6 protein-coding genes and 1 other RNA gene are annotated in these 6,561 nt (G+C 43.7%); 2 read left to right on the top strand and 5 right to left on the bottom strand.

Annotation, left to right across the window (positions count from 1 at the left end; translation table 11 throughout):
* Positions 1-14: 14 nt before the first annotated feature.
* Positions 15-95, top strand: coding sequence for an IS3 family transposase (locus PSI06_RS21750; protein ID WP_369128032.1), 81 nt, complete (start codon positions 15-17; stop codon positions 93-95).
* A 116-nt stretch (positions 96-211) separates the two neighbouring features.
* Here the strand turns inward: PSI06_RS21750 and PSI06_RS20430 are convergent, their stop codons facing one another.
* From PSI06_RS20430 to PSI06_RS20445, 4 genes are read right to left on the bottom strand one after another with little or no spacing between them, the layout of a single operon-like run.
* Positions 212-1,378, bottom strand: coding sequence for an FAD-dependent monooxygenase (locus tag PSI06_RS20430; protein ID WP_273604753.1), 1,167 nt, complete (start codon positions 1,376-1,378; stop codon positions 212-214).
* On the bottom strand, positions 1,375-2,562 hold the full coding sequence (gene ubiH, locus PSI06_RS20435) for a 2-octaprenyl-6-methoxyphenyl hydroxylase (protein WP_273604754.1): 1,188 nt from the start codon (positions 2,560-2,562) through the stop codon (positions 1,375-1,377). Before ubiH ends, PSI06_RS20430 begins: the two co-directional genes overlap by 4 nt.
* Positions 2,563-2,577: 15 nt before the next feature.
* A complete protein-coding gene (pepP, locus tag PSI06_RS20440; RefSeq protein WP_273604755.1) occupies positions 2,578-3,900 on the bottom strand; it encodes a Xaa-Pro aminopeptidase in 1,323 nt (440 codons plus the stop codon).
* A gap of 25 nt (positions 3,901-3,925) precedes the next feature.
* Positions 3,926-4,480, bottom strand: a complete 555-nt coding sequence (locus tag PSI06_RS20445) for a UPF0149 family protein (protein ID WP_004589599.1) — start codon at positions 4,478-4,480, stop codon at positions 3,926-3,928.
* 193 nt (positions 4,481-4,673) lie between these two features.
* Here PSI06_RS20445 and ssrS point away from each other — a divergent pair.
* Positions 4,674-4,857, top strand: a non-coding RNA gene (ssrS, locus tag PSI06_RS20450) — 6S RNA.
* Positions 4,858-4,985: 128 nt separating this feature from the next.
* On the opposite strand, the gene PSI06_RS20455 is transcribed toward ssrS, so the two are convergent.
* Positions 4,986-6,561, bottom strand: a 1,576-nt coding sequence (locus PSI06_RS20455; protein ID WP_273604756.1) for an efflux RND transporter permease subunit, incomplete at its 5' end; no start/stop codon positions are given.

Raw genomic sequence — 6,561 nt, forward strand, 5'->3', positions numbered from 1 at the left:
AAAGTCGTTTTTATATTGAGAATTACTACAACTCAGTGCGAATGCATGGGACGATTGGAAATGTTAGCCCCATACAATATGAATCAATGAATTAAAACCCCGTGTCTACTTTATCGGGGTCAGATCACTTTACTGAAAGCTGATAGCTGATAGCTAAAAGCTAACCACTCTACTTTATACGTTGGGCTTCGCTTCGCTCTTCCCAACCTACTTATTTGCCTATCGCTTCTTTGGCGAACAGGTGTTTTATTGGGCCTAGGTTATCAACGAGTGACAGCCCGACTCCACGTATCAGCTTTTTAACCGGGTTGGCACCTTCAAATAACTCTTTAAGCCCTTGCATCAAGGCTATATGCTTTTGCGCGTCGAGCTTGCGGGTGCGCTCGTAATCGCGAAGGGTACGGGTGCTCGCAAACTCTTTACTATCACTTGTCAGTAGCTCAATTAAATAAGCGGCGTCTTTTAGGCCTAGGTTCATACCAAGCCCTGCAAGTGGGTGAATGGTGTGGGCTGCATCGCCCATTAATACCACTTTGCCGCTCACCCATTGCTGGGCGTAGCGCATTTTAAGAGGAAATGCTGCGCGTTTACTTTGCACTTCACACAGCCCGCATTGGCCATCTATGGCTGCCATTACAGCTTTATTAAAAGTAGTTTCGTCCATTGCTAGCAATTCATCGCAATGATTAGGGCTGGTAGACCACACAATAGAATGGGTGTTGTCATCGCTAAGGGGTAAAAATGCCAGTGGTCCAGTTGGTAAAAACACTTGGCGTGCGGTGTTTGCGTGTGGCTCTTTGGTTTTAACCGTAGCAACCAATGCATGATGGTCGTAATCTTTAAAGCTTAGCGCCATATTAAATTGTTTACGAATAGCCGAATTTGCGCCATCGGCCGCCACCAGCAGCTTAGCAATAATAGGCTTACCGCTTTTAAGGGTTATAAATACGTCGGACTCACTTTGGTGTATTTGTTGATACTCAGTATCAAACATCAGTGTGGCAGTGTGGTGTTGCTCTAGCTCTTTTATAAGTGCAAAACGAATAATATCGTTTTCAACTATATGGCCTAAGTGTTCAAGCTCAAGTTGCTCGTTATTAAAGGTTATTTTACCAAAGCTGTCTGCGTCGCGTACGTCCATATGCGTATATGCACACGCTCGCTCTGCCATTATGTGTGGCCACACGTTTAATTGCTCAAACAGGTTTTGGCTTGCAATACTCAGCGCACTTACCCGCAAGGCATATTCATCACTTGGCGGTAATTGCTTTGGCGCGGCGTCTAGCACCACAACACTTACATTGGCTTTAGCGAGTCCTAACGCGAGGGTTAAGCCTACGCAGCCACCACCCACTATACAAACCTGTGCTTGCTTCATAAACGTGTACCTTGTTTAACTTGCCCCATTAGCTGCTTGGCCAATGGTGCTTTTAATGCGGGAAATAAATCCATTGAGAAAAGCCCAATGCTGCGCCCAAGCGCTAATACCCGTGACGAGTTTGAAAAAAGCCTAACCAGTGCGTCGGTTAAACTCATTACGGTATTTATATCGATGCTACGCTTTTGTGAATACTCACGGGTAAACGCATAACTGCCTAACTCGTTTTTACTTGTTGCAATTAAATTACTAAGTACTTGTACATCACGCAGGCCTAAATTAAAGCCCTGCCCTGCAATGGGGTGGATAGCATGAGCAGCGTTACCAATTACTACTGTACGATGCGCCGTTAATGATTCTGCTTGCCCATAAACCAGCGGGTAGCTTGCGCGTGCGCCCACTTTTGTAAATTGCCCTGCTCGGTAACCAAATGCACTTTGTAGCGCATTTAAAAAGTCGCTTTCACTTAAAACGGTATGCTGCTCAACGTGATGTTGCTTCATACACCACACTAATGAGTAACGGTTATTGCTCATTGGTAAAAGCGCCATAGGGCCGTGCTCGGTAAAGCGCTCATACGCATGGTTGTTATGCCCGCCTGCTACTTCAACATTGGCTATAATAGCGCCTTGCTCATAGGGCTGAGTATTAAAGCCTAAACCCAGTAAGTTACGGGTTGGAGATTGCGCACCATCGGCAATAACCAGTAGTTTAGCATTAAGTTGCTCGCCGCTTTGTAAAGTAACCTCATTACTGTTTAGGCTTTGCTTAATAGCGCTTACGCTATCGGGGCAATAAAGTGCAATACTCGCTTGCGTTAAACGCTGATACAGTGCGCGGCCAAACGGGTTTACCTCAACCACGTAACCTAATGAAGGTTTAGCAAACTCGTCGCAACTAATATGCGCTTTACCAAAGTGACCACGATCCGACACGCTTACTTTTTTTATTGCTGCTGTGTATGGCGCACGTGGCTCAAATAAATTTAACTGCTGTAAATACTCAACCGACTGCTGTGCAAGGGCAATACTTCTGTCGTCAAAACTTGGGTGGTAATCGCCCGTTACTTGGTTTGCCTCTACTACCGCAATAGCGAGTGAAGGGTTTGTTTTAGCAATGCTTAGCGCACAACTTGCCCCTGCAAGCCCGCCCCCAATAACAACGACATCAAACTGCTTAGCCACTTTATTTCTCCAAGCTTATGCGCTTTTTGCACTTTGCATAAGTGCTTCTATATCGTTTATGGTTTTAGGCACACTCAAGGTGAGGTTTTCATGCCCTGACTCAGTAATAAGTAAATTATCTTCGATACGAATACCAATGCCTTTATATTGCTGCGGTGCGTTTGAATCTTCACTAATGTAAAGCCCAGGCTCTATGGTTAAAACCATGCCTGGCTCAAATGCGCGCTCAACGTTGTTTTGTTTGTAATCGCCTACATCGTGAACATCAAGGCCTAACCAGTGGCCAAGGCCGTGCATGTAATATTCTTTACAGGCACCTTTTGCCATTAGCTCATCAAAGTCGCCGGTTAAAATACCTAAATCAAGTAAACCTTGAGTCATTACTTCCATTGCACGTTTATTGGCATGCGACATAAACCCGCCGGGTTTAACTTCTTCAAAAGCCACTTCTTGCGCTTTAAGTACAATGTTATAAAGTGCGGCTTGAGGTTCGCTAAACTTGCCATTAACTGCAAAGGTACGCGTAATATCGGCAGCGTAACCTTGTAGCTCACACCCTGAGTCAATTAATACTAGGTCGCCATCTTTTAGCACATCGCTATTTTGGGTGTAATGTAAAATATTAGCGTTATCGCCACTGCCAACAATGGTGCCGTACGCTGGGTGCGGCGCTCCGTTCATTGCATAATGATGATGCAGCTCTGCCTCTAGCTGAAACTCAGTAGCACCAGGGTGCGAATAACGCATTGCGCGCATATGCCCACGGGCACTTATTTCGCAGCCTTCACGCATAATGTTTACTTCGCTTGGCGATTTAAACAAGCGCATTTCGTGAATAAGACCACGCACATCTTTTATAGTACTAGGTGCCTGATAGCCTTTTTTAGCCGCGCTGCGAAGTGTGTTTAACAAGGTAAATACTTTGGTATCAAAACTTGGGTAAGCGCCTTGTGCATAAAATAAAATCTGCTGACCGTTAACCAAATCTAATAATTGTTCAGTTAGCTCACTTAATGCGTAAGTTTCGTCGAATAAGTACTCATTTTTAGCTTTTTCGAAGCCAATTCTGCGGCCGTGCCAAATTTCGGCCAGTTTATCTTTATCAAGACAAAATAACGTACTTGGCGTATCGCTGTTATTGCACAGCACTAAAACGGCATCGGGTTCGTTAAAGCCGGTTAAGTAAAAAAAGTCGCTGTCTTGTCTAAATGCATATTCCGTATCGCGGCTACGAGTTACTTCACTGGCCGCAGGAATAATGGCCACACTGTTTGCATCCATTTTCGCAAGTAAACGCTCACGGCGTGCTTTAAATTCTGACTTTTGTATTTCAACCATGCTTTAACAACCCGTTTTATTTAGATTAATGTAGTGTTTTTTTAGGTGCTTTTTCTTTGCCAAGCTCGGCAAAACAAAGCAATGCCGATACACGTACATATTCAATCACTTCATGCAGGGCTTGGCTGTCTTCTTCGGTTTCGTCAAACATGGTATCTAGGCGTGTAATTTCGCTAAAATCGCTAATAACTTCTTTTACATCTGCCGATAACTTACCGTAATCTTTTTGTTTTAAACCAAATCCAAGCATAAACCCTGCAACCCATGATACGAGGCCATTGGCTTGATCGATGAGTGTTTCATCATCGCTTGGTAAAAATAAATCGAACGCAAAAGCTTCATCGTTAAAACTTGCTACCACTTGCTTATAAATGGTGCCAAAAAACTGCTTTAGGTCGTTGCTAAACGCTTGGCCATCATTAAATACATCGCTTAATAGGCCTAAGTATTCTTTGTCATCAATACTTAAACCACACGCTAGTAATCCGCTAATTACGCCGTGCGCTTCTGCCGGTGAGACAAAAATTTCGTTTTTTTCTAAAAGCAGCTGGGCTTTTTGGTAATCTGGTAAGTCGCTCATGTTTATATCTTCGCTTTGCTAGTTAAGGCAATGCTACCACTCGATAAAAAGCAACTCCAATTAATTGTATGATCCTGCTCAAAAAGTAGCATGATAAGTAAATAGCGAGTTACCAGCGGGCGAAAAATGCTCGAACGGTTCAATTTTTTACGTTTGGGGTTTAAGGAATGGATTATGTCTTATATACTGAACCTGTTCCCTGGGGTGCCGGAGTTTGGTTAAGTCCCTGAGCCGATAAATTTTATACTAGGATTTCTGTTCGTCTACTATTGTGCAAGCTCGGCATGTACCGAGAAGCCTACGGTAGACCGCAGCTTTCCGCCCTGAAACCTTCTGGTTTCAGGACTGACGCCGGACACCGCACGCTTGGGGAACACTTTTCTTACCTATCTTTTTGCTACTTTCCTGTTTTTAATACCGCTTATTACTCTATAAATTTTTAGCAAAAAAAAGCTGCAATTGATATTAATCAACCACAGCTTAGTCCTAGAACACATTTCGTTATTTATCTAAACCAGCTTTGAAAACGCTCCATCAGCATATAGTTTACTGGCACTAATATAAGCGTAATAAACGTAGCAAACACAATACCAAAGCCAAGGCTTACTGCCATTGGAATTAAAAACTGTGCTTGTGTCGCCTTTTCAAATAGTAGCGGCATTAAACCAATAAAGGTGGTTAAACTTGTGAGCATTACTGGGCGAAAACGTGCAGCCCCTGCAAGTTTAACCGCATCAATAATCTTGCCGCCTTCACTGCGTTTTTTATTAATAAAGTCGACCAACACAAGTGAATCGTTAACCACCACACCAATAAGTGCCAACATACCAAGTAAGCTCATAATGGTTAACTCCATCCCCATAACCCAGTGCCCTATTACAGCGCCTATCATGCCAAACGGAATAACGCTCATTACAATAATTGGCTGCATGTACGATTTAAGCGGTATCGCTAATAGTGAGTAAATAATAAAAAATACAAATAACAATGCCCAAGCGAGCGAGCCAAACGACTCTCTTTGCTCTTTAGCTTCACCTTCTAGCTTGTAATCAACACCTGGGTATTGCTGCATTAATTCATCTAAATACTCAGTTAGGTCGGCTTGTAGCGCGGTCATGTTGGTATTGCTTTTTTCTATGTCGGCAGTCACGTTAAGTGTGCGGTAGCGGTCTATTCGGTTAATCGTAGATGGGCTTTGCCCTGCAATTAATGTAGCTACATGCGAAAGTGGCACCGAGCCGCCCGTAGGCGTAGTAATAAGTATATTTTGTAAGTCGGCTACAGAGCGACGCTCTTCAATAGGTAGGCGTACCATAACGCGTACATCGTCACGCCCGCGTTGAATACGCTGCACCTGCGAGCCAAAAAACGAGTTACGTACTTGGTTTGCTACATCAACTCGGTTTAAGCCTAAAGCAAAACCTTGCTCGGTAAGCTCTATTTGCAACTCTTCTTTACCATCAGACATGCTATCAGCAATATCAAATACGGTTGGGTAAGTACTTAAGCGTGCTTTAACACTTTCGGCAATTTTTTGTAACGTATCGAGCGATGTACCACTTAGCTGCACATCTATAGGGTCTGAGCTGCGTCCTATTTCAGCCCTAAAGGTTACGCTTTCGGCGCCAGGAATAATCCCTATTAAATCGCGCCACTCACTTACCAGCTCGCGTGAGCCAATGTCTGAGTCGCGGCTCTCTGCGGGGGTTATTTCAAAGCGCACACTGCCTGAGTTAGACACGCCACCACGCCCACCGGTTGAGGCTAAAATATTTAATATAACGCTTTCGCCGGTATCTTCATCACGGTATTTGTCTTGCAATAACTGCGCTTTTTGCGACATATCCATTACATACTTATTGGTAACTTCAAACGGCGTGCCTGTTGGCAAGGTTAATGTTACTCGTACGGTTTCGCTTGGGATACGCGGAAAAAATACAAACTTAGTCCAACCACTAGGGCGTGTTGATCTTTGTGGTATGAAAAACAAACAGCATGAAGATAAGGTATAATTGAATTCGCCAGAAAACTTTACACCGAACCTACATGCCAAGATTAATGTTAACAGACGGGACATGGAA

The sequence above is a fragment of the Pseudoalteromonas sp. GABNS16E genome (assembly GCF_028598715.1).
Lineage (GTDB): Bacteria > Pseudomonadota > Gammaproteobacteria > Enterobacterales > Alteromonadaceae > Pseudoalteromonas > Pseudoalteromonas atlantica.